A 20,441-nucleotide genomic window follows, 5' to 3' on the forward strand; every position below is an offset into this window, starting at 1 on the left:
TTTGTAAAAAAATTATTCTGACATTTTTGTCAGGTTGTGTCACAAGGTGTAAGTGAACAAGGCACGCAATTATTAGATAATGAGACTATGAACTGGAGGAAGCATTATGTTATTAGAAGTGAGTCATCTTGAAAAAATATTTAAAACACGATTTTCAAAAGAAACAACGGTGGCATTACGAGATGTCGACTTTAGTGTTGAAAAAGGTGAATATATCGCCATTATGGGTGAGTCAGGGAGTGGTAAAACAACACTTCTTAATGTTTTAGCGACATTAGAACGGCCAACTAATGGTACGGTGTCATTGAATGGTACAAATATAACGACAATTAAAGCGAATAATTTAGCTAAATTTCGTCGTGAACATCTTGGATTTGTTTTTCAAGACTTTAATTTGTTGGATACATTAAATGTTCGGGATAATATTTATTTACCACTGGTCTTGAATCGCAAATCCATACAACTCATGCAAGAGCGACTCAATATTTTGGCACCTTTGTTAAATATTTCAGAGTTGTTGAATAAACAACCATTTGAATTATCTGGTGGTCAAAAGCAACGTGTGGCAATTGCGAGAGCTTTGATGACAGAACCCGACTTAATTTTGGGCGATGAGCCCACTGCGGCGTTAGATTCAAAAAATTCAGATCGCTTGTTAAATTTGTTTGAACAAATCAATGATAAAGGTCAAACTATTTTAATGGTGACACATTCAAGTGTTGTTGCCAGTCATGCTAAACGTGTGCTGTTTATTAAAGATGGTATGATTTATCATCAACTATATCGCGCTGAGCGTAGTACATCGGATTTTAACAAAGAAATCAACTTAGCCATGAGTAGTGTTTTAGGAGGCAATTGATATGTTTTATCTGAAATTAGCGCAACGTAATATTCGAAAGTCATTCAAAAACTTTGCACCATTTTTACTGGCAACCCTGATGATGTTTGTTTTGAATTTTATTTTGGCATCAATTGCTTTTTCACCAGAATTAGATAAATTAGACATCAAGTCAGTAGCTGTTGTTTTAATTATTGGTCAAATCATACTTATTCCTTTTTCGATTGGGATTGAAATCTACGCCTACCGTTTTTTATTAAAAAAACGTTCACGAGAGTTTGGCTTGTATGATATTTTAGGCCTTGGCAAGGCGCAGATTATTGTTGTTGCCTTACTTGAACTACTATTCTTGTTAATAGCAACGTTATTACTCGGCACAATAGTTGGTATTATTTTATCAAAATTCTTATTTTTAGTTTTTATCGCCTTAATTGGTGGTAATTATTTCAATTTAACTTTTTCAGTTGTCGGCAGTGTTATGCCGATTATTGTTACTTTAACGGCTTTTGTCTTATTAGCAGTGATTAGTATGTGGACGATCCATCACCATTCTAGTTTGGCTTTATTGCATTCGGAAAATCAAGGTGAACGTGAACCAAAATCACGCGGATTTTTAGCGTTCTTAGGCATGATACTACTAGTTATTGGCTATTATATGGCGATAACGATTAAAGTAAATTCGCTTATGATTATCACATTTGCGGGTGCCGTAGTGTTAGTGATTGCAGGTACTTACTTATTTTATGTCGCATTTACTATTTGGTATTTAAAACGTCAAAAACGTGGCCGCAAATACTATCAACCAGAAAAATTTATTACAACAAATGCTTTACTGTACCGCATGAAACAAAATGCTATTGGGTTAGGGAATATTACCATACTCGTCACAATGGCCATCGTGACTTTAGTAACGACAGTTATGTTACAGGCTGGATTAAAACAAAATATGATGGCAAATATGTCATTTACAACCGAGCTTAGTGCCATGAATACAGGCGATGCTCGTGTTGGCAATGTAACAGAAGAACAGTTTGATCGTCTTTTGTCGCTAACTGAAAAACAAACACATATTGATTTGACAAAAGGTATTCAATACGTTGACTATGGCGCAGCGTCGGTGCAATTGCCTAGTAGCAAACATGTGACGATTAATCATGTCGTATCTAATGATAACCAGTCAGGTGTTGCGACTGTACAGGTTGTTTCCCGTGATACGTTAATTAAGCTTGGCAATAAATTACCAAAGTTGGCACCAAATGATATATTAATTCATAATTATGCTGGGCAGTTTAATCCAAAGAGCATCAACTGGTTTGGTCAATCATTGCGTGTTAAAGGTCAAACAGAAAATGTCAAAAACTATCCAACTCAAAGTATTCCAGGTGATAGTACGATGATCGTGACAGCAAATGAGGCACAAGCCAAGCAGTTTTATCAACGGACAAGATTTAATGCAAATAGTTACTCGATTTCACAACGTAAGCTAGTTATTAATTTAAGTAAAAATGATAGTAAGCGCGTTGTTAAGGCATTTAAAGAAGTGGGTGAAAATAGTAGTAACGGCTCCCCAGTATCAGCATTTGGAATGGATCGATTTTCACTACTAAAAGAGGGACGAGCATACTCGGGGGGGTTCTTGTTCATTGGTTTCACACTGGGACTAACCTTTATAATTGGTGCGGCGTTAATCATTTATTATAAACAAATTGCTGAAGGCGAACAGGATAAGGAAGCGTTCCGCATACTACAGGAAGTCGGCTTATCTAAAAAAGAAGTATCGCAAACAATCAATAGTCAAATACGTTTGTTATTTTTCATGCCAATTGCCGTGGCTGTCGTTCATTTTGCTGGGGCTTATGTGATGATCTCTAAAATTATTAACGTCTTTGGTATTACGAATAAAACATTAATGTTATCTGTTAGTGGGGGTGTTATTCTCTTGATTGTCGTATTGTACTATGCGATTTATAAAGTGACATCACGTAGTTATGTTAACATTGTGCAACGTCACGTATAATGAAGGTATGCAAAAAATATTTATTGTCGAAGATGACGTCAGTATTGTCAACAGCTTAAAAAAAATATTATCATCAGAATTCAGCGTTGCTTCAACGCTGAATTTTCGTGCTGTTGTTCAAGAAATTAATGAATCACATGCAGATCTTGTGTTGATGGACATTACTTTACCCTATTTCAATGGTTTTTATTGGACAACTGAATTACGTAAAATAAGTAAAGTGCCTATCATTTTTATTTCAAGTGCTGACGATGAGATGAATCAAGTGATGGCTCTGAGCATGGGGGCAGATGATTTTGTTGCTAAACCGTTTAATTTGACGGTTTTGAAGGCAAAGATACAAGCGTTACTACGCCGCAGTTACCATTTTAGTGCGTCAGAGTTGCTATTTGAAAGTTATCGCTTGGTAGACAATCAGTTAATAGGTCGTGTGGGGAAAGTTGACCTGACGAGTACTGAAACTAAAATGTTACAGATTTTGTTTGAGTATGGCACAACAGTTGTGCCCAAAGATGTTTTGTTGGCAAAGCTATGGGAAAATGATGATTTCATTGATGCCAACACATTACATGTGAATATGGCGCGATTAAGGAAAAAAGTAGCGAGCATTGATTTCGATAAAATTCATACCGTACGAGGAGTTGGTTATGTATTGGGGTAAGTATTTAAAACGTCAATTTGGCTTATTTTTCACGCTTATTTTGGGGATGAGTTTGTTTTTGTGCACCTTTATGTTGTGGCAATTACCAATGACATCGCTGTTAAATGCCAGTCTATTATTTTTATTAATGATTATAATTTACGCAGTGATTGATTACCAAAAATTTCGGCATGAGCAACGTTATATGGCGGAATTACAGTCAGAGAATGAACAAATCCGTACAAAATTGGCAACACAAATGCAGCAGGATAAAAATTTTATGGATATCATGCGTGTTTGGACGCATCAAATGAAAGTGCCATTAGCAAGTCTAGATCTTGTGGCACAGACACAACTACCCGAACTTCAAAAACAAACATTTGAACTAGAAAACTACTTAACCATTTTGCTTGAATATCTTCGTGTGCAGAATACGATGACTGATTTTCGCTTTGAATTAGTCAATGTTCGTGAGTTAGTTAATACGGTGATTAAAAAATATGCTGCGCAATTTATTCATAAAAATTTAAAGGTAACAATTGTCGGTGAGGCAATGATTAAAACAGATGCTAAATGGTTGGCAGTAGCTGTCGAACAAATTATTAATAATGCTGTGAAATACACAGAAACAGGTGGCGTGAAAATTGAAATAACTGATAGACAACTGCGCATGATAGATAGTGGCATTGGTATATTAGCTTCCGATTTACCGCGGTTATTTTCACATGGTTTTACTGGCTATAATGGGCGTTTAGATAAGAATTCAAGTGGTTTGGGACTGTACTTAGCAAAATTAGTGTTAGATAAATTATCATGTCATATTGCAGTGACATCTGAGATTGATGTTGGTACGACAGTAGTTATTGGATTTTCACAACAATAGGTGTTATTGCCTCATACATTATGATATGATGATATAAATAATTTTGTATAATAAAGTCACTTATTAATGATGAGCCAACAAGCGGGGTTGATAGTAATAATACAAAAGTTATTTTAAGGATGATTGCTTCCTTGGTACAGGAACGCGGTAAATTGGTTATCATGACCTCGCATAATTTGGAACAGCTGTCGGATTTCCCAGTTCAAGTGATTACTATAGGACAGTAAAAATTTATCAGCAATTAAACCAGTGATAGACTAATGTCTTATTGTTCGCTATAATCAAACTCAGGAGAGTTTTGATGCGATATATACGATTAAAGATTTTAGAGTCTGTTGGATTTCTATGGCGTAGTAAAAGGTATTTCAAAAATGTCCTTGCTGTCCATGTCTTATTTATTTTCATACTGTTGCCATTGTTGGGTAAAGTCAGTCAATTTATTTTAAAGACTAGTCACATAAACTATTTGTCGGTCAACACTTTAGGCGCAATGATGTGGCAACAACCGATGATTTTTTTGGCTTTAATTGGTGTTTTTATTTTATCAATTTTGTTATCTTTTTTTGAATTTGCTTTTTTGCTTATGAGTGTCTATTTCATTCATGTTAAGCAACCGATTGGCGTGTATCAACTGCTCATTAGGACATTGCGTCAAATTAGAAAAATCGGCATCAGTACAGGTTTGTTCTTCATGTTTTACCTGGTGTTAATATTACCCTTGGGCGGTGTGAGCTACGGATCGGATTTATTATCAAAAATAAAAATACCATCATTTATTATGGATTACATTTTTGATCACCGTTTAGTGATCGTTGGGGCATTTATTTTAGTCTATCTGTTACTAACTTATATCGGTGTACGACTAATATTTGTCTTACCAAACATGATATTAAATAATTTGCCAACCCGCGAGGCAATTAGAAGTAGTTTGGATTTAACACGTAACCGATTTTTTAACATATTAAAAAAATTAGGTATAATTGCTTTTGGTACAGTCATATTTACGTCACTGAGTTTCGCTATTTTAATTGGCATTCAAAAATTAGTTGAGCAACATATTGGTGTGTACACGTTAGTTAGTGCAGCAATTATTATGACGCTACTGCAGGTGATTATTTTGACTAATTTGGCATTAACCACGGTGGGGATGTTTCTGGTTATTGTTGATGATATGTCACATAATAATGTATTACCAACGCCAAAAATAGGGGCAAATGTTTTAGTTCATAAGCATCAAAAGGTTTTTGGACAGTTAAGTGCTTATCTTATTTTTGGAATTTTAAGCGTGAGTCTTGTCGGATATTATAATTTAACTTATTTAAAGTCAATTGATATTTCTAGACCAATTAGTGCATCACATCGTGGTGTTTCTGAACAAAATGGGGTTCAAAATAGTATTACTGCCTTAAATAAAACGGCAAAAGATCATCCTGATTATATAGAAATGGATGTACAATTGACTAAAGATAATCAATTTGTTGTTTTTCACGATTTTAATTTAAAAAAATTAACCGGTGTTAATAATACGCCAGGAAATATGAATTTAAAGGACTTGACCAAGTTAAAGGTTCGTGAAAATAATCAGGTGGCACCAATGGCATCGTTTGATGATTATTTGAAATCTGCCAATGCGATACATCAAAAACTTTTAATCGAATTTAAGACGACGGATAAAAATAATACGCAATTAGTCGAACGTTTTATGCGCAAGTATCAAGATAATCTGGTAGAAAATCATCACATCATCCAATCGTTAAATTTTGAGTTAATTGAAGATGCGAAGAAAATTGCGCCAACTGTCGAAGCGGGCTATATTGTACCATTTAATATTATTGGCCCACCAAAATCACATTCGGATTTTTATACGGTTGAATTTAGCACGGTTAATAAGCATTTCATACAGGCAGCACACAATGATGGCAAAAAAGTGTTCGCTTGGACACCAAATGATGAAAAATCTATTCTACGGATGATGTACTTTGGCGCAGACGGCGTTATCACGGATAATATGGCCGCCGTGCATAAAGCAACCTTTGATGCAGATCATGTAACTTACTCTGACAAGCTGTTATATTATGTTGCAGGTGTTGGCTGATTAAAAGGTGTTATATATCATGATATAATAAAAGGCCTCCCACATTTTGTGAGAGGCCTTTTATTATTAAATTTTAACCTTTAAACACCCAAGCGTCACCGTTACCGGCTAACAACTTATCAGATGCTTCTGGTCCCATTGAACCTGACTTGTAAGTTTCAAGTGGTGCTTTACCGGCAGTATAAACTGCTGAAATAGCATCAACGAACTTCCAAGCAATGGCGACACCATTCCAGTCGGCGAAGTTTGAACCATCGCCGTCCATAGTATCATGAATCATACGTTCATATGGTTCTGGTGTGTTTTGCTTATCTTCATCAGAAATTGTCCAACCAAGATCAATTGTACGTGTGTTGAATGAATCTTCAACAGACTTTGAGTTAATCTTGAACTCTATGCCACCCTTAGGGTCAATCAAAATTGATAAAACAGACTCTTGCGCTTCTTGTGCTGTACCAAAGTCAAATGTACCAGCCTTGAAGACGATATCAACACGTGTTTGCTTAGTAGCTAAACGCTTACCTGAGCGAACATAGAAAGGGACACCTTCCCAACGAGGCAAGTCAAATTGTAGTTCACCAGCAATAAATGTATTGTTCTTTGAATCAGCAGGGACATCAAGTTCTTCAAGATATGGCTTGAAATCGGCTGAATCACCGGCACCGTATTGCGCGCGAACGAAGTATTTATTGACTTCTTCTTCATCATAAATCTTCAATGCATTGAAGGCAGCATTCTTAGCAGCACGGATATCCTTGTCATTAAATGAAGCAGGTTTTTCCATAGCTAACCAACCAACAATTTGCATGGTGTGGTTTTGAATCATGTCGAGCAATGCACCAGTAGTATCGTAGTAACCAGCGCGTTCTTCAACACCCAAAACTTCTGCTAGTGTTACTTGCACATTTTTAATATAGTCTTTGTTCCAAGCAGCATCAAAGATTGGGTTACCAAAACGTAACGCAGCAATGTTTTGTACCATTTCTTTACCAAGATAATGGTCAATACGGAATAATTGGTCATCTGAAAAAGCATTTTCTAAATCATTTTGCAATTCTTCGGCTGTAGTATATGATGTACCAAAGGGCTTTTCAATCATCAAACGATTGTAACCAGTTGATGCCAACAAAGCTTCAGACTTCAGGTATTTGGCAATTGTACCAAAGAAGCGGGGTGCAACTGACATATAGAAAATGCGGTTGCCATCAATATCAAATTTAGTAGCTGCTTCTTCAATGGCTTCTTTTAAGATAGCATATGAAGCGGCATCTGTGACATCATGTGCACGGTATGAGAAATGGGCAATAAATGCCTCGGCTTGATCTTGATCTTCTGTAAAGTCCGCAATAGACTCGCGAACTAATTGCTTAAATTCTTCGTCCGTTAGGTCTTGACGCGCCGTGCCAACAATGGCAAAGTGTTCTTGTAGGTAACCTTTCTTATAAAGGTTGAAAACTGATGGGTAAAGCTTGCGCTTTGCCAAATCACCAGTACCGCCAAAAAATGTTACCAATGTCTTGATTTCTGAAACCATAATGTTCCCCTTAATATTAGAATTGAATTCAACTATTATTATAACGCAAAATCAGTTAGAAAGTACGCGTTTTCACAAACACGTCAATCGCTTAGCAAGGAAAAAATGTTAATTAATGACTTTACCCCAAAACAACAACAAATTTTACGACAATTAGACATTGGCCAATATGCGGGTCAAACGTTGATTGCCCACGCACCGACCAAAAAAAATACTAAAAATTATTATGTGATTCATGTTGATGTGAAGACTAATCATTGGCGGTATCAACCTGATGAGCCAATTAAACCAGTCGAAGTAGCTGAATTGTTAAAGTCAGGTGGTTTAAGGACGACACCTGTGCGACATCAATATGTTTTAAATTCTGCTGTCTTTAGCAAGCCAATCAGACGTTTTTTAAAAAAATTCATTGGTAGATGACAGTATTTTAAAAACCGAATTTTTAATAGGATATTTTTTGTTGAAACAGCTTAAAATACATCATTTTAAGCTGTTTTTTATGCTACAATAAACCTACTAATTGGAGGATTTATGCAAACAAGTTTAGCTAATAAGCCGCGACAGCTTAATGAGAAATGGCTACTTCTGGGCACGTTACTATCAAGTACAGGGAATTCTATGATTTGGCCTGTTATGACCTTATACATCACTGGTGTGTTAAATCAGAGCTTTACAACCGCTGGTGTCGTGTTGATGATTGGTGCCATGGTGAGTCTGTTGGGCTCTTTTGTTGGTGGCAAATTATTTGATCATTGGCGGCCTTATGCCGCTATGGTTATGACAAGCATCATCATTTTAACAGCTGTGGCAAGTCTTATTTTCTTTAATAAATGGCCAGTATTTGCTATTTTAATTTGGATAGCGAACTTTGGTATGGGGATTGAGCAAACATTAGTGAATTCTTTTGCGACAACTGTACCCGGTCAAAAAACGCGTGTGATATTTAATAATATGTACATCGTTTTAAATATTGGGGTTGTACTAGGAACGTTAGCGGTCGGTTATTTATTTGATTATGGTTTTAGTTTGCTGATGATGATTTCGACTGCCATTTATTTTGGGCTAATGCTGATCATTGTGACTAAATTTAATGTGTCGGTGGATGCTGCTGATCCGGTGGTTAGCAACGAAGAAGAACAGGGCAACAAGCCAACAATCACAAGGAAAAAATTCAAGTTAACACCTGTTTTAATTGCTATTGGGGCACTCTTATTTATTACGTATTTATCTTACATGCTTTGGGAAACAGTGATGGCACCACATATGAAAACCTTGGGCATGCCAACACGTAACTATGCTGATTTATGGATGATTAATGGTGTCACAATTATTGTGTTGCAGAAATTTGTCTCAAATTGGGCCAATAAACATCCGTATCATGTGTCCGTTATTTTAGGCAGTGTGATTTTTGCGTTGAGTTTCTTTTTCTTGATTTTTGTGACGACATTTTGGCAAATTGTGTTAGTTTTTGAATTATTAACCATTGGTGAAATGTTACAAAGTCCACAAGTACCAGCATGGGTTGCCCAAATTACACCCAAAGAAGTTGCGGGACAAGCACAAGGGTTTGTATCAATGATGATTAGTTCAGGTCGTGTTGTTGGCCCAATATATTCAGGGGTTATGATGGATCATGGGTGGACAGATATACTATTTTTATCGGTATTTATTGTTATGATAATAATTACTGGTTTACTAGCAGTGACAATGTCGCGGCGTGTTGACAAGAATCCAGTGGCATAGAGATTATTGTTAAGTTGTTCGTATTTTTGAGATGACAGTTAATTGGATCGATTTAAATCAAACTTTTAGTGTATAAAAGCACTAAAACACGTAATGATATTGAAGTGAACCCGCGACGTTGGATAAAATCTAACGCTGCGGGTTTTAATATGATCAAAATTATGGCATAAGGTTTCTATTTATAATATTAATATAAGACATTATAAACATTTATTTTGCAAATAGAAACCGTCGTGTTTAAATTTAGATAGGGGGTAGGAGGAAATTTAATATGAATAAGGGGTGCTACTAGCTTATGAAAACGAAATTGATTGCCTTGGATTTAGATAATACGCTACTAAATCCACAAAAAAATATTAGTACTAGAAACGAGTTGATTTTAAAAAAACTGCATCGAAAAGGAATCAAAATTATTTTAACCACTGGCCGACCGATTAAGGGAATTGTACCCTTTATCAAGCAACTTGATCTTTTAAAAGCAGATGATTATGCGATTAATTTTAATGGTGCAGTCGTTGTCAATAATTTAAATAAAAAGACACTATTCAGTCAGGACATAGTTAAAAAAGATATTTTACCAATTTATAATTTGGCTATGACATACCATTTTCCACTGGATATCGTCTCGCTGCAACAAGCGTATTCAATTATTGAACTTGGAAAATCAACTTATGAAAATTATATTGGTTCGCTTATGACATTCAGTAATTTAAGTTTTACGAATTTACCGGACCAAAAATATTATAAATTTGTTTGCCAAGATGATCCTACTAAATTAGATAAAATTGTTGCTCTTTTAAAAACAGTTGATGATTTAACAATTGTGCGATCGCGACGAAATTTGCTTGAATTTTTGCCAAAAGGAACAAATAAGAAAATCGGATTGGAAAAACTAATGTCTCATTTTGGAATCGAGTGGTCTGAGGTTATTGCTTTTGGCGATGAGGAAAACGATGAAGATATGATTCAAGCTGCAGGTGTTGGTGTGGCGATGGGGAATGCTGTTACAAGCGTGAAAAGAAGTGCTAACGATGTGACTGTGTCAAATGTGGATGATGGTGTCGCGGTATTTTTAGAAAACTATTTTACCAATGTTTTATAGTAGAAAAAAGCATGATGTGCATGCCTAGAAAAAATTAAAAAGTAGTTCATGAAGGAGAACAAATGACAATTGATTACGATTCAAAAGATTATTTAAACTATATTGATGCCTATTGGCGAGCTGCTAATTACTTGTCTGTTGGTCAGTTATTTTTGAGAAATAATCCCTTACTACAAAGCGATTTAACATCGGATGATGTTAAAATCAAGCCGATTGGACACTGGGGAACAGTTGCGCCACAAAACTTTATTTATGCGCACTTAAATCGTGCTATTTTGAAATATGACTTGAATATGTTTTATATAGAAGGATCAGGCCACGGTGGCCAAGTAATGGTATCCAATGCCTATTTGGATGGTTCTTATACGAACATGTATCCTAAGATCACTCAGAATATTCAGGGCATGCAACGTTTGTTTAAGCAGTTTTCTTTTCCGGGCGGTATTGCTTCTCATGCTGCGCCGGAAACGCCTGGTTCAATGCATGAGGGGGGTGAACTAGGTTATTCTATTTCTCACGGCGTTGGGGCTATTTTGGATAATCCTGGCGTGATTGCTGCTGTAGAAGTGGGTGATGGTGAATCTGAGACTGGACCTTTAGCGGCATCGTGGTTTTCTAGTAAATTTATTAACCCGATTCACGATGGTGCTATTTTACCAATTGTACAGGTAAATGGTTTTAAAATTTCGAATCCAACAATTTTGTCGCGCATGAGTGACAGTGATCTTGAGAAATATTACGAAGGCATGGGATGGCAGCCATTGTTTGTCGAGACTGATGGCAGTGATAATTTTAAAGCCCACGGTGCTATGGTTAAAGCTGTTGATACAGCGATAGAAAAAATTAAAGCGATTCAAAAAAATGCGCGTGATCATGACGACGAATCGTTGCCAATTTGGCCAATGATTGTTTTAAGAGCACCGAAAGGTTGGACAGGACCAAAGAAAGATTTGGCAGGTAACCCAATTGAAAATTCTTTTCGTGCGCACCAAGTACCTATTCCTGTTGATGCCAATCATTTAGAACACAAAAAAATGTTGACCGATTGGCTGACCTCTTACAAACCTGAAGAATTATTTAATCAAGATGGGACGTTAACGGATATTGTACGAGTCAACCAGCCTAAGAATGACAAGCGTATGGCGATGAATCCTATTACTAATGGCGGTATTGATACAAAGCCTTTGAATATGCCTGATTATAAAAAATATGCGGTTGTTAGCACGGAACTCAAAAACAATCAAAAGCAGAAAATGGATTTACAAATCGTTTCCACTTTTATAGCCGATATTATGACCAAAAACCCTGAAAATTTTAGGCAGTTTGGTCCAGACGAAACGATGTCTAACCGTCTATGGGATGAATTTAAGGTGACTAACCGGCAATGGATGCAAGACATTCATACGCCAAATGATGAATCTATGGCACATTCTGGTCGTATATTAGATGCACAGTTATCCGAGCATCAAGCTGAAGGCTGGCTAGAGGGTTATGTTCTGACTGGACGACATGGTTTCTTTGCATCATATGAAGCTTTTACGCGTGTCATCGATTCTATGCTGACACAATATTATAAATGGCTACGTAAGGCGACCGAACAAACTTGGCGTCATGATTATCCTTCGTTAAATATTGTCAACGCGTCTCATGCTTTCCAACAAGATCATAATGGTTATACTCACCAAGATCCTGGTATGTTGACACATATGGCTGAAAAAGGGCACGAATTCGTTAATGAATTCCTGCCAGCCGATGCGAACTCACTTTTAGCTGTGATGAATAAATCATTTAAGGTTCGTAATAAAATCAATATTATTGTTGCTTCCAAACACCCACGGACGCAATGGTTCACAATCGATGAAGCGACTGAGTTAGTTGATAATGGACTAGGCATTATTCCTTGGGCTTCAAATGACAATAATGTTGCGCCAGATATTATTTTTGCAGCTGCTGGTACTGAAGCAACTATGGAAAGCTTAGCAGCTATCTCTTTGTTGCACGATAATTTTCCTGATCTAAAATTCCATTTCATAAACGTTGTAGATTTATTGAAACTGCGTAAAAAGGGGGATGATCAAGATAGTCGCGGTTTAAGTGATGACGAATTTGATCGTTACTTTACGATTGATAAACCGATTATTTTCGCTTTCCATGGTTTTGAGAGTCTAGCACGCGATTTGTTTTATGATCGTCATAATCATCACGTTATTTTTCATGGCTACCGTGAAAATGGTGACATTACAACACCTTTTGATATGCGTGTACTTAACGAGCTTGATCGTTTTCACTTAGCTAAGGATGCAATTAATGCGACTAGTTATGCTGATGCAGCTGGTCAATTCAATCAAAAAATGGATACGATACTTGCGCAGCATACTGCTTATATTTGTGATAAAGGGACCGACTTACCGGACGTTGTCAATTGGCAATGGCATGATATTAAATAAATTAAGTTGCAATAATTAAGTGTTCTGGTGGATGTGGTTTCATGAAAAAGTCCTGTGCTTTCAGTATAGTGGCGTGTTGACAAGAATCCAGTGGCATAGTAAACTAAAATTACTTGAAATTAGCAATTATTGAGTAGAATAAACATTCGGCGTTAAGAGAAGCAGTGGTTGGTGAAAACTGCACAGGTGTTGACATTCGAAATACAGCTATCGATTTAAGCATGGCAGCACCATGTTATCAAATGCCAAAGTGATGTGCTTTTTAGCGCGTAAGCTGGGTGGTACCACGGATTTTAAATGTCAATTCGTCCCTTCTGTCAATGTGACAGCGGGGACTTTTTTATTGTTGTTAAAAAATTGGCAGGAGAAATAAGATGAACAATAAATTAAACACAGGAACTTCAGTGGCATTAGTTGTCGCAACAATTATGATTTTAGCAATCGGTGTGATTGGCTTTGGGCTGGCACCGATTGCGCCGATCTTACTTGTCATTGGTATGATTATGGTCGTTGCGCGCTTTAGGGGTATTTCTTGGCAAGCTAGCCAAACAGCGCTGATTAAGGGTGTTGAATCCGGGTTGACACCGTTATTTTTATTCTTATTAATTGGCGCACTCATTGCATTATGGTTAGCTATCGGTGTGATTCCAACGATGATTTGGGTTGGTTTTAAAGTGTTAACACCGGCTTTTTTCTTGCCAACAGCCTTCATCACAACATCAATTATTGGCACATTAATCGGTAGTGCATTCACAACGTTATCGACAGTTGGTGTCGCTCTGATGGGTGTTGGGACTTTAATGGGCATCAATCCAGCCATAGTTGCCGGCATTGTGTTGTCAGGGGCAATTTTTGGTGATAAGAATTCGCCATTATCAGATTCAACTAACTTAGCAAGTGCCATTTCCGAAACTGATTTGTTTGCACATATCAAAAATCTGATGTGGACGACTGTGCCAGCGTGGAGTTTAACATTTATTGTGACAATTGTAATGAGTTTGGGTCATCAAACTCATGCAGATGCTACGCGTAAGATTACGGCGTTGCTACCATTATTGCAACCGACATGGTGGGCAATTGTGCCGCTTGGTCTATTGGTCGTGACCGCATGGTTGAAAATCCCTGCCATTCCAGCACTGATGATTAACGTCTTAGTATCAAGCGTCATGTTTTTAACGCAGCATAGTCTGAACGCATGGGCCGACTTATTAGTTAATGGTTTTCATACGACAAGTACTAACGCAACGTTGATGTCACTGCTTAATCGCGGGGGGATGTCTGCCATGATGGAAACGATTATGATGATCATGTTGGCCTTAGCTTTGGGTGGGTTACTGAGTGGCCTAGGTATTTTAAATCGTGTCATGGCGCCAATTGTTGTTCATTTGCGAACACAACGTTCAATTGTTTTGGCAACATTATTGACGGGGATTGGGGCTAATTTCTTAGTTGGCGAACAATATTTGGCAACTATTCTACCAGGTCAATTGTTTAAAGAAAGTTTTAAAAAGGTTAAATTGTCAGCACTGTCTCTCGGTCGCACAATTGAAGACTCAGGAACAGTGATGAATTATTTGGTGCCTTGGGGTGTGGCAGGCGGCTTTGCTGCACAAACATTAGGCGTGCCAGTCATTGAATTTGCACCATTTACATTATTTGCCTTATTGTCGCCAGTCATGTCAGTTTTGTCAGCAGTGACGGGTGTTGGGTTGAGACAAAAAGAACAGAAGTAGTTAATGTTGGTTTTGTATAAATAAAATCCAATGATTGGGATAGATCATTGGATTTTATTTTGTTAAATTACAACGTTTTTTTAAACAAAAAAATGTTGATAAGAATATATTAAAATAGCTTCATTTTGCATTTTGTGTTGTATTCTTTAGTTCAAATGTACTTGAATAATACTGGATGATATTTTTAAAGAGATTTAAAATGAATCAAGTCCTCCATGAAAATGCTTTAGGAGAATTTTTATGATTGTAATATAATTACAAAAACCTGTGATTAATAGATTAAACTTACAGCTAATCTATCAATCACAGGTTGAAATAACACTAATGTTTATTTGATTATGAGCAGCACGTGAACACGAATTGGAATGAATTCATGTTGCATTCATGACTGATAGTGTTAATAACACCACTCTTACGAGCACCTAGAACAGCGTCTAATTCTGATTCAGTAACTTCTTCCAAAGCAGATAAAGCAACTTCATTTACTTTCATGATAATGACCTCCATTTTTTGTATTGTTTAGCTAAACAATAATAGGATACAACTAAAATGGTTAATCGTAAAATTGACCGAAACGTTTAAATTAGCGTATGAATATCCCTAAAACTAGTTTTAATAGTAACTTTATATGCGTAAACATCAATATTAAATAATCCAATCGAACGCAGCTAAATCAGATTTTATATCTTTGATTCTTGCTTGCGAAATAGGTGGTAATTTTAATTGTGAACGCAGTTGAATCGTGTAACGTTGGGTTGATTGCTTGTAATCAATAGCAGTAATATCACGAATAGGGACAATGATCGATCGCGTCACCATAACAAAACCATAAGCTTTTAATTTAAGAAACAAGGCATTGATTGTTTCTGTTGTCGTTAATTTTGAGTCATCAGTTAACAGCAATTTAACGTGACGTAATTCTTTTTTGATTAATTTGATGCTATCAATATTAACCATGTCGATCATATTTTTATTTTTAATACCAATTTTAACATCGTTATTTTTCAGAATATGATGTTTATCGATCTGTCGTATTTTTGTTAGTGCTTTTTGTAATCTGACAGCGTTGATTGGTTTGGTAATATAGTCAATAGGTGAAGTATCATAGGCATCAAGCGCATAAGAGGCTTCAGAGGTGGAAAATATAATTTTAATGCTTGGATATGTTTCATTAATTGTTTTTGCGATATCTAAACCATTTTCATTGTGGAGTAAAATATCTAAAAACAACAAATCTACTTGATCAGCATGTAATTGCAAGTAATGCCAAAGCTGGTTGAATGAAGTCGACGTTTGCACGACATTGATGTAGTCATAAAATGATAGCATTGACTCTAAATTTTCAATTGCTGAGGGTTCGTCATCTAAAATGATTGTATTTATTTTATGTGGCATCATTTTCTCCTTAATTATGACAATGGTATCGAAATTTCAATCTCTACATAATCGTTGTTAGTTTCTTTGATGACTAACTCGCCAAAATATTTATCAACAAGTTGCGAAATAATATACATACCAAACCCATGTCGATCTTGGTTTTTAGATTTTGAACTAATACCTGGTTTTATTATGTTTGTTTTGATTGCTTCTTTTATTTTCCCAGTATTTTTAATCAAAATGTTAACGTGTTGATGAGATTGCGAAAAAGATAATTCAACTTGTGGCTTTTGCTCTAAATATGCTTCACTGGCTTCAAATGCGTTAGTAATTAAGTTGCCTAGTAATTGACTTAAATCATACAGGGACATTGGTAGTTTAGATAAATTATTATCAAAATAAATAGTGAGAGCTATTTGTTTTTTTCTAGCCAATAACTCATAGCGATATAGCAATGCGCTGATTTCTGGAAATTTGAGTCCAGCTACATTTGAAAGGTAGTTGTTATCCATTATTAACTCGGTCATGTAGTCATTCAACTGTTGTAGTTGATTACTCTTTAACAATTGATGAATTGTGTTGATATGAGAGTTGTACTCATGTCGACTAGCTTTCAGTGTGTTCAAATATAATTGTAAATCCTGTGCTTGCTGTTTGACAGCTGTTTCCTTTAATAATTGGATTTGGCGTTCGTGTTGCAAAAAAAGAAAAGCAATACTAATCATTATGAGGGCAACAACTAATATAATCAATGATTGCAAGATGGTCATTGGTAAAGTAGTGATTGATTTTTTGAGATGACCACTGAAAATATAGAAAACAATTAAACTGCCAATAATTAATACGAGCGCTTTATTCATGTTTTGACGCCAAAATTGTTCTTGATAATGTTGGCTATTTCTTTTTGATATTAGCCATCTTAATATTATCGCGCAGGCGTTGACAATACCAAAAAATAAGATATAGGTTATAGGACGATTCATGAGTTGCTCATCTACACCATTTAAGAAGATGGCAAATATAACGTATAAACTAGTGATTGTTATAAAACCTAATAATAAATTTAAAATAGCAGGCCGTGAATCTAAAATAATTAATAATGTCAAGGAGACTAAGACTAATGGAGTTAGTAACCAAAAGCTGGTTTTATTTTGGCTGAGATAAAGTATAATACTCGCGCTGATAGTTAAGTAGCTGATTAAATTTTTTAAGGTAAATGATTCTGGGTGGTAGGTTATCGTATAACCGCAGTTAATAGCAGTTCCTAATAAAATAACTGATTCTAGTACAAATACTAACATATATCCCTAATCCTTGCATTTTGTTGTTAATCACAACTATACAGTATTTGAACTTGAAAAGTAGTGGATTCAGACGTAAATATGGATCATTGGTGCATTTTTACAATAATACAAATACAGTTTATGCTATAAGTATAAGCTGTATTTGTTGAGATAAAAAGATTATTAAAGGAAAAACCAATGACGAATAATATATTAGAAATAAACAATTTATCTAAAAGTTTTCAAGGCAATCGTATACTGCAAGACGTATCCTTGACAGTGCGAGAAGGCGATATTTATGGTTTATTAGGTAAAAATGGCGCTGGGAAGTCCACAACGATGAAAGCTATTTTAAAGTTAATTACACTTGATAGTGGCACCATCAAGTTATTCGATCAATATAATATAGCAGAAACAAACGCCTATTTATCCGATATTGGTTCTTTGATTGAAGCACCATCTTTTTATCCTAATTTGACTGCGATTGAAAATTTGAAGATCTTACAACGTTTGGCAGATGTCCCGCAGAGTAACATTGAAAAGGTTTTAACAATTGTTGATTTGCAGAATGTCCCCAAAAGGAAATTGGTTAAAAATTATTCTCTGGGTATGAAACAGCGCCTAGGTATAGCATTAGCTTTGTTGAAATTCCCAAAATTAATTATTTTAGATGAACCTACAAATGGTTTAGACCCTAAAGGGGTAAGAGAGATTCGAGAATTAATAGCATCGCTTCCTGAAAAATATGGGACAACAGTTTTAATTTCTAGTCATATTTTGTCTGAAATTGAGAAGATAGCTAATCGGGTTGCGATTATCAATAATGGGCAGATAAAATATGAAGGCAGTTTAGCAGAACTTGAGAAAACCAGTCGGTTAGTGATTAAGACGGACAATAATAGCGCGGCGGTTCGTTTGTTAGAACAACATCAATACTTGATTAATAAACAAAATGAAGATGATTTTGAACTCAACAGCATTGATCGTACGACAATTATTCAGATAAACCAGTTATTGGTAACTAATGAGATTGGTGTTTATGAGTTACACGTCGTAAAAAATTCATTAGAAGATATGTTTCTAACGATAACGGAAGGTGTGTAATGATAAAAGATGTGTTTATTGAAGTGTCTAAAAACAAACGGCGTCCATTTTGGTTTGGGCTGATTTTAATTATGATTGTTGAGGTTTTTTGGTTTTACGCTAGTATGATTCGTACACAATCTTTATCTAACAGAACATTTATGTTGGACCAAAATTATTTATTATTGATGTTAATGACAGTTAATGGTTTCTTTGCGCCATTATTTATCAGTATATTAGCATCGCGTATTGTGGCAATTGATTTTGATAATGACATGCCAAGTGTTTTGCGTGTTAATAACCAAAATCACCGACAATTATATACAGCTAAATTATGCTTTGGTAGTTTAATCGTTCTGATGTACTGGCTAATACAGGTGATGTCAGTAAAATACGTCAGTCAAAATATGCATATTGTTTTTACAGGGCACCTTTTTGTCATAACCATGGTTTGTTTGTTAACGGGTTTAGTTGGTACACTAGCGTTTCAAATGTCGGTATCGTTTATCGTTGAACGCCAAGTGGTGGGTATATTATTAGGACTAGCAGGCAGTTTTATTGCCATGATGACCTCTGGTATGTTGCCACAAGCTATGATGCGTTTTATACCTATATTATATGTGTCCTTGTTAAATCCTTTGGTGTTGCAAGCAAAAACGATTGTAGTCAATCCATCTATACTAATCAACTTGTTTATCGTGTTTTTTGTTGGCTTAGTCGTAGTTCTTTTCACAGAATGGTATACAAATAAGACATTGGAGGTATGATATTGTGCAAAATGTAATGAGTTTGATGTATGCCGAGCATCTAAAGAATAAAAGATCTATGAGCATGACGATTCTGCTGGTTGACTCATTTTTAGGTTTGCTGTTGGGAACACTTTTATACACTGCTAATAAACAAGTTTTTATTCAGAGTCATACGCAGTGGTTAGCATTGTGGGGAGAGAGTAACTTATTTGCTTCTCAAATATTTATCCCTCTATTTTTGGGCATTATTGTCGCAAATAATATTAAAAATGAATTAGATAACAATAATTTACTTAGAATGGTCGTATCACCACTTAAAGTATCACATCTTGTCATGTCAAAATGGTTGTATATTGCTTTTCTAAGCTTACTCAATCAAATCATTGGGTTTGTAATTTTTGTGATAATGGGTTATTTATTACATTTACCTGGTTCCGTTAATATTGGTCAATTTTTGACTTGGTCTATTCTGGGTTGGCTCGGTAGTTTGGGTGTTATTGCGATTCAGCTTTGGATTGCACTGAAAGTTAAAAATTTCACGACTAGTTTATTAGTAAACTTTGGTATTATCATTTTTGGTTTGATTATCTCAATTATTAATAGCACATTAGGTGACTTTTATCCATATAATCAAATCATGATTGGGTTGCATGCTAAGTCATTGGTTAGTTTTGATCAGGGTCAAATTGTTGTGTTTTTGTTGGTTGTTTTTGTAAGTATAATTGGTGGTTTAGCTGGTGCGACTGGAATTGTTAAAAGGATGTTGAAATGAGCTAATGTGACCAAAAGTTGGGTATGTTGTGATTTTCAAATGAACAACATATAAGCTGAATCGGTCACTATGATTTAGCTTTTTAATTTAGTTAAACTAAGTGTTTAATTAAAAAGACAAATACCATCTTTACTACGATAATAAC

At 35.6% G+C, this 20,441-nt stretch carries 17 protein-coding genes; 13 read left to right on the forward strand and 4 right to left on the reverse strand.

Translation table 11 applies throughout. From position 1 onward, the window contains the following. The first annotated feature begins 106 nt into the window (after window positions 1-106). From AB3K24_RS00770 to AB3K24_RS00790, 5 genes are all read left to right on the forward strand, one after another. The gene (locus tag AB3K24_RS00770) at window positions 107-859 is read left to right on the forward strand and encodes an ABC transporter ATP-binding protein (RefSeq protein WP_367973259.1); all 753 of its coding nucleotides are present in this window, start codon (window positions 107-109) and stop codon (window positions 857-859) included. Window position 860: 1 nt separating this feature from the next. Then, window positions 861-2,855, forward strand: a complete 1,995-nt coding sequence (locus tag AB3K24_RS00775) for an FtsX-like permease family protein (protein ID WP_367973261.1) — start codon at window positions 861-863, stop codon at window positions 2,853-2,855. Window positions 2,856-2,862: 7 nt separating this feature from the next. Continuing rightward, window positions 2,863-3,516 carry a response regulator transcription factor gene (locus AB3K24_RS00780; RefSeq protein ID WP_367973263.1) on the forward strand — a complete coding sequence of 218 codons (654 nt, stop codon included), beginning with the start codon at window positions 2,863-2,865 and terminating at the stop codon, window positions 3,514-3,516. Continuing rightward, window positions 3,503-4,378 (forward strand): sensor histidine kinase, encoded by an 876-nt coding sequence (locus tag AB3K24_RS00785; protein ID WP_367973265.1) that lies wholly within the window; start codon window positions 3,503-3,505, stop codon window positions 4,376-4,378. The genes AB3K24_RS00780 and AB3K24_RS00785 overlap by 14 nt, the downstream gene beginning before the upstream one ends. 301 nt (window positions 4,379-4,679) lie before the next feature. Then, the gene (locus tag AB3K24_RS00790; RefSeq protein WP_367973267.1) at window positions 4,680-6,473 is read left to right on the forward strand and encodes a glycerophosphoryl diester phosphodiesterase membrane domain-containing protein; all 1,794 of its coding nucleotides are present in this window, start codon (window positions 4,680-4,682) and stop codon (window positions 6,471-6,473) included. Between the two features lie 73 nt (window positions 6,474-6,546). On the opposite strand, the gene zwf is transcribed toward AB3K24_RS00790, so the two are convergent. Then, window positions 6,547-8,007, reverse strand: coding sequence for a glucose-6-phosphate dehydrogenase (zwf, locus tag AB3K24_RS00795; RefSeq protein WP_367973269.1), 1,461 nt, complete (start codon window positions 8,005-8,007; stop codon window positions 6,547-6,549). Between the two features lie 105 nt (window positions 8,008-8,112). On the opposite strand from zwf, the gene AB3K24_RS00800 reads away from it, so the two are divergent. From AB3K24_RS00800 to AB3K24_RS00820, 5 genes are all read left to right on the forward strand, one after another. Continuing rightward, the gene (locus tag AB3K24_RS00800) at window positions 8,113-8,427 is read left to right on the forward strand and encodes a hypothetical protein (protein ID WP_367973271.1); all 315 of its coding nucleotides are present in this window, start codon (window positions 8,113-8,115) and stop codon (window positions 8,425-8,427) included. 111 nt (window positions 8,428-8,538) lie between these two features. Next, window positions 8,539-9,750: an MFS transporter gene (locus AB3K24_RS00805; RefSeq protein ID WP_367973273.1), complete on the forward strand. Its 1,212-nt coding sequence runs from the start codon at window positions 8,539-8,541 to the stop codon at window positions 9,748-9,750. A 295-nt stretch (window positions 9,751-10,045) separates the two neighbouring features. Further along, window positions 10,046-10,852 (forward strand): Cof-type HAD-IIB family hydrolase, encoded by an 807-nt coding sequence (locus tag AB3K24_RS00810; RefSeq protein ID WP_367973275.1) that lies wholly within the window; start codon window positions 10,046-10,048, stop codon window positions 10,850-10,852. 62 nt (window positions 10,853-10,914) lie between these two features. After that, complete coding sequence (locus AB3K24_RS00815; protein WP_367973277.1) at window positions 10,915-13,299, forward strand: phosphoketolase family protein; 2,385 nt, start codon at window positions 10,915-10,917, stop codon at window positions 13,297-13,299. Between the two features lie 374 nt (window positions 13,300-13,673). Next, a complete protein-coding gene (locus tag AB3K24_RS00820) occupies window positions 13,674-15,032 on the forward strand; it encodes a Na+/H+ antiporter NhaC family protein (protein WP_367973279.1) in 1,359 nt (452 codons plus the stop codon). Window positions 15,033-15,368: 336 nt separating this feature from the next. Here AB3K24_RS00820 and AB3K24_RS00825 read toward each other — a convergent pair whose 3' ends face one another. From AB3K24_RS00825 to AB3K24_RS00835, 3 genes are all read right to left on the reverse strand, one after another. Continuing rightward, entirely contained in the window at window positions 15,369-15,539 is a 171-nt protein-coding gene (locus tag AB3K24_RS00825) for a lacticin 481 family lantibiotic (RefSeq protein ID WP_367973281.1), read from the reverse strand. Between the two features lie 138 nt (window positions 15,540-15,677). After that, entirely contained in the window at window positions 15,678-16,427 is a 750-nt protein-coding gene (locus tag AB3K24_RS00830; RefSeq protein ID WP_367973283.1) for a LytR/AlgR family response regulator transcription factor, read from the reverse strand. Window positions 16,428-16,441: 14 nt separating this feature from the next. Next, window positions 16,442-17,710, reverse strand: coding sequence for a sensor histidine kinase (locus AB3K24_RS00835; RefSeq protein WP_367973284.1), 1,269 nt, complete (start codon window positions 17,708-17,710; stop codon window positions 16,442-16,444). A gap of 180 nt (window positions 17,711-17,890) precedes the next feature. Here AB3K24_RS00835 and AB3K24_RS00840 point away from each other — a divergent pair, with 180 nt between their 5' ends. Genes AB3K24_RS00840 through AB3K24_RS00850 form a run of 3 tightly spaced genes read left to right on the forward strand, consistent with a single transcriptional unit; the run spans window position 17,891 to window position 20,296 of the window. Further along, window positions 17,891-18,796 carry an ABC transporter ATP-binding protein gene (locus AB3K24_RS00840; RefSeq protein WP_367973285.1) on the forward strand — a complete coding sequence of 302 codons (906 nt, stop codon included), beginning with the start codon at window positions 17,891-17,893 and terminating at the stop codon, window positions 18,794-18,796. Then, window positions 18,796-19,542 (forward strand): ABC transporter permease, encoded by a 747-nt coding sequence (locus tag AB3K24_RS00845; protein WP_367973286.1) that lies wholly within the window; start codon window positions 18,796-18,798, stop codon window positions 19,540-19,542. The genes AB3K24_RS00840 and AB3K24_RS00845 overlap by 1 nt, the downstream gene beginning before the upstream one ends. A 4-nt stretch (window positions 19,543-19,546) precedes the next feature. Then, a complete protein-coding gene (locus tag AB3K24_RS00850) occupies window positions 19,547-20,296 on the forward strand; it encodes an ABC transporter permease (RefSeq protein WP_367973288.1) in 750 nt (249 codons plus the stop codon). The last annotated feature ends 145 nt before the right edge of the window (window positions 20,297-20,441 follow it).

Origin of the sequence: Leuconostoc aquikimchii (assembly GCF_040838325.1) — a bacterium.
Lineage (GTDB): Bacteria > Bacillota > Bacilli > Lactobacillales > Lactobacillaceae > Leuconostoc > Leuconostoc aquikimchii.

Excerpts from the sequence above, each read along its gene's own strand:
- AB3K24_RS00810 (WP_367973275.1), top strand. The coding sequence starts at position 10,046 with ATGAAAACGAAATTGATTGCCTTGGATTTAGATAATACGCTACTAAAT.
- AB3K24_RS00830 (WP_367973283.1), bottom strand. The coding sequence starts at position 16,427 with ATGCCACATAAAATAAATACAATCATTTTAGATGACGAACCCTCAGCA.
- AB3K24_RS00815 (WP_367973277.1), top strand. The coding sequence starts at position 10,915 with ATGACAATTGATTACGATTCAAAAGATTATTTAAACTATATTGATGCC.
- AB3K24_RS00785 (WP_367973265.1), top strand. The coding sequence starts at position 3,503 with ATGTATTGGGGTAAGTATTTAAAACGTCAATTTGGCTTATTTTTCACG.
- AB3K24_RS00835 (WP_367973284.1), bottom strand. The coding sequence starts at position 17,710 with ATGTTAGTATTTGTACTAGAATCAGTTATTTTATTAGGAACTGCTATT.
- AB3K24_RS00775 (WP_367973261.1), top strand. The coding sequence starts at position 861 with ATGTTTTATCTGAAATTAGCGCAACGTAATATTCGAAAGTCATTCAAA.
- AB3K24_RS00825 (WP_367973281.1), bottom strand. The coding sequence starts at position 15,539 with ATGGAGGTCATTATCATGAAAGTAAATGAAGTTGCTTTATCTGCTTTG.
- AB3K24_RS00800 (WP_367973271.1), top strand. The coding sequence starts at position 8,113 with ATGTTAATTAATGACTTTACCCCAAAACAACAACAAATTTTACGACAA.
- AB3K24_RS00805 (WP_367973273.1), top strand. The coding sequence starts at position 8,539 with ATGCAAACAAGTTTAGCTAATAAGCCGCGACAGCTTAATGAGAAATGG.
- AB3K24_RS00820 (WP_367973279.1), top strand. The coding sequence starts at position 13,674 with ATGAACAATAAATTAAACACAGGAACTTCAGTGGCATTAGTTGTCGCA.
- zwf (WP_367973269.1), bottom strand. The coding sequence starts at position 8,007 with ATGGTTTCAGAAATCAAGACATTGGTAACATTTTTTGGCGGTACTGGT.
- AB3K24_RS00780 (WP_367973263.1), top strand. The coding sequence starts at position 2,863 with ATGCAAAAAATATTTATTGTCGAAGATGACGTCAGTATTGTCAACAGC.
- AB3K24_RS00840 (WP_367973285.1), top strand. The coding sequence starts at position 17,891 with ATGACGAATAATATATTAGAAATAAACAATTTATCTAAAAGTTTTCAA.
- AB3K24_RS00845 (WP_367973286.1), top strand. The coding sequence starts at position 18,796 with ATGATAAAAGATGTGTTTATTGAAGTGTCTAAAAACAAACGGCGTCCA.
- AB3K24_RS00790 (WP_367973267.1), top strand. The coding sequence starts at position 4,680 with ATGCGATATATACGATTAAAGATTTTAGAGTCTGTTGGATTTCTATGG.
- AB3K24_RS00770 (WP_367973259.1), top strand. The coding sequence starts at position 107 with ATGTTATTAGAAGTGAGTCATCTTGAAAAAATATTTAAAACACGATTT.